The organism is Moorena sp. SIO2C4, from assembly GCF_010672485.1.
In the GTDB taxonomy this organism is placed as follows: domain Bacteria; phylum Cyanobacteriota; class Cyanobacteriia; order Cyanobacteriales; family Coleofasciculaceae; genus Moorena; species Moorena producens.
The window spans coordinates 1-3,013 of record NZ_JAAHGN010000946.1 but is presented as its reverse complement, the minus strand read 5'-3'; the positions used below and the strand labels follow the sequence as shown (position 1 = coordinate 3,013).

2 protein-coding genes are annotated in these 3,013 nt (G+C 46.2%); one reads left to right on the top strand and one right to left on the bottom strand.

The annotated features are described in order from the left end of the window. A partial coding sequence (locus F6K20_RS31805; RefSeq protein ID WP_353736866.1) for a hypothetical protein occupies window positions 1-287 on the top strand: 287 nt, incomplete at its 5' end. 164 nt (window positions 288-451) lie between these two features. Here the strand turns inward: F6K20_RS31805 and F6K20_RS31800 are convergent. Continuing rightward, window positions 452-2,812 (bottom strand): GAF domain-containing protein, encoded by a 2,361-nt coding sequence (locus F6K20_RS31800; protein WP_287297414.1) that lies wholly within the window; start codon window positions 2,810-2,812, stop codon window positions 452-454. Between the last annotated feature and the right edge of the window lie 201 nt (window positions 2,813-3,013).

The following is a 3,013-nucleotide window of genomic DNA, read 5'->3' as shown; positions in this document are numbered from 1 at the left end:
TATCAGCTATCAGCTATCAGCTATCAGCTATCAGCTATCAGCTATCAGCTATCAGCTATCAGCTATCAGCTATCAGCTATCAGCTATCAGCTATCAGCTATCAGCTATCAGCTATCAGCTTATGGGCACGCTACTTGAGGTGCTATCAGCTATCAGCTATCAGCTATCAGCTATCAGCTATCAGCTATCAGCTATCAGCTATCAGCTATCAGCTATCAGCTATCAGCTATCAGCTTATGGGCACGGTTGAGGAGGAAACCGTTAAGAATAAAATACGTAAGTATTAGTTTAATTTGAGTTAAGTCACAGCGTCAAAGCCTGTGCCACAAAGCTGTTTGCGTAGCGTGGCCTACGGCCAACGGCTGACAGCTGAAGGCTGACAGCACCTCAAGTAGCGTGGCCTACGGCCAACGGCTGACAGCTGACAGCTGACGGCTGATAGCTGGTGTTATCAAAAATCTTTAAAACCACTAACCGACTCCTGCAATTCCTGAGCTACGGCTACGGTTGAGGTTAAGGAACTTGAAATTTGCCTAGAGGAATCAACGGTGCGTTCCGAGAATTGAGCCATCTCTTTGATCAACATAGCCACGTTCTGAGTGGTTTCGGTTTGGGAAACACTCCCCTGGGAAATGGCTGCTACTAGCTGCTCGATCTGGCACGAAGCTTCCATCAGCTGTTTCAGATTCTGCTTAGCTTCCTCAACTCGACTTGTGCCCTTCTCCACCACAGCAGTGCTCTGTTCCATTACCTTCACTAATTGAGACATTTCTAGGTCGATATCATCTACTATTTTGTGAATTTCCTGGGTAGCTTTGATCAATTGGTTGCTAAGCTGATTTACTTCTTTGGCAATCACGACAAAACCCTGAATCCCATTACCAGACCGCCCAGCCTCAATCTCAGCGTTAATAGCCAAAACATTGGTTTGAACCAAGAGCATGTTGCTCTTGGCAACCACCTTAGCAATCTTTTCGGAAGATTTACCTAGCTGCTTCACTTTTGAGGTCGTTTCCCCAATCGTGTCTCGCAATTCCAGCATACTCTCCTGAGTTAGGTTAATAGCAGTGCTGCTAGCTTCAACAGTGGTTGTAACTCCATCAACTACTCTCGCCGCCTGATCAGCATTCTCAGCCACTGCTTGAATCGAATCGGTGATTTGCTCTACTGAATCCAGGGTGTGAGTGGTTTCTGAAGCCTGCTTAAGAGCATCTTCTGCTAGTTGACCGACTACCACCTCGTTGTTTCCTAGTAAGGTATTGACTTCAACCGCTGAGTTGTTGACCTGGGTTACGAGAGTTTGCAAATTCTCAATAATTGTGTTAAAACAATCAGCAACTTTACCAATCTCATCCAAAGTCCCGTCAGAGCGCACTGTCAGATCTCCTTGTGCTGCCCCTTGCAAATTTTCAAGCAGTACCAGCAGTTGCTTCTGGAGTGCTTCTTTTTCCTGTCTTTGCTCTTGAGAAATTCTTTCCCTCTTTTCGAGGAGATTAGCCTGCTCTAGAGCAAAGCCCAATTGAATCGCCACCTGAGTGAAAACCTTGATATCCGTTTCCTGCCAAGCTCTTGGCTGTGAACATTGATGGGCAGCCAGAAAGCCAATCAAGTTCTCTGCCACCAAAATCGGTGCCACTAAACTGGCCTTAGCTCCAAGCAGTAGAGAAGTTTGGCCAAGCCTCTCTACTTGGGACTGCTGGTACTGGGTCAACTCACCCTCAAGATTATCAATGGCTAGAACCTGACGTGACTGGTAGTGATCAACATCCTCTAGGGCAAAATCCAACTCTTCTTTCTGTGTTTGTGGGGTAACAGACCCATCCAGAGTTACTGAAAGGCCAACCATTGACCCTTTATGATTCTGTTCGAGGAGGTAAATGATTGTGCGATCGCACGAGAGCGCTCTTTTAATTCCCACCACCGTAGCCGCGAAAATCTTTTCCCGTTCTAAGGATTTAAGCATGCTAGCAGTAATCTCATTTAACCTTTGGGAAATGTCCACCGTGGCTTGCTGCTGTTCCAGGAGCAGGGCTTGGGTAAGGGCATCACCAATTTGTCTAGTTAACTGCTGCATTAACTCACGTTCTGACTCCTGCCAAGGGTGGGGTTTTGAGCAATCATTCGCATACAACAAGCCGAAAAGTTTACCCCCAACTATAATTGGCGCAACCAGGCTGGCTACGACACCAAGGCGTTGAAGGAACTGCCCAGGAGCACCAGTTAGAGTAGCTTGTTGAAGGTTCTCGACACTAACAAGCTTCTCCAACTTAAACTTTGTAATTTCCCCGGTCGTGATTGGTTCGTAAATAGTTTGCCCTAGGGCTTTAACAAAACCAGAATTTACGATCTCCGCTGCAATTATCCCGCTTTTGAAGTCAGGATTAAAGCGATAGATAAATACACGGTCTGTGTTGAGGGCAAGGTGTACCCCATAAACGGAAGTTTGTAGGATATTGTCGAAGTTTAAGGATTGCTGAAGCTGGTTGCTGACTAGCACTAGTGTCCGCGCCTGTTCAGTTTCTTGTTCTTGGTCCTGTAATCGACCTTTGACCCGTGTCACCAGGTTATTAAAGACTTGAGCCAGTAGCTGCGTCTCGGTAGCACCAACAAGCTCCGCCTGAACGTTCAGGTTGCCTGCAATCACCGCTTTGGCAGTATTAGCCAACTGACCCAAGGGTTTTGCTAACTGATCGGATAAAGCTCTGACTACCAAGGTAATAATAATGCCCAGTACCACGAACAAACTAGCAAAGCCTATTGCCGCTTTTCTACCCGCTGCTCTGAGTTCACTAAGTTTGATCGAGACGGCCACAGTCCAATTGCTATCAGGAACTGCAACCAATATATAGTGCCTGCTATTATGATCAAAGGTGGCCAGCTTTAAGTTTGGGAAAAGTTCTGAATTAGCTGATTTTATCGTCAGTCCATTCTGCTGCACTGTTTATGCAAAAGAAAATTGAGAGGAATGACATCTTGCCGATTCTCTCTATCCTCTATGTACAACCTGGATAAG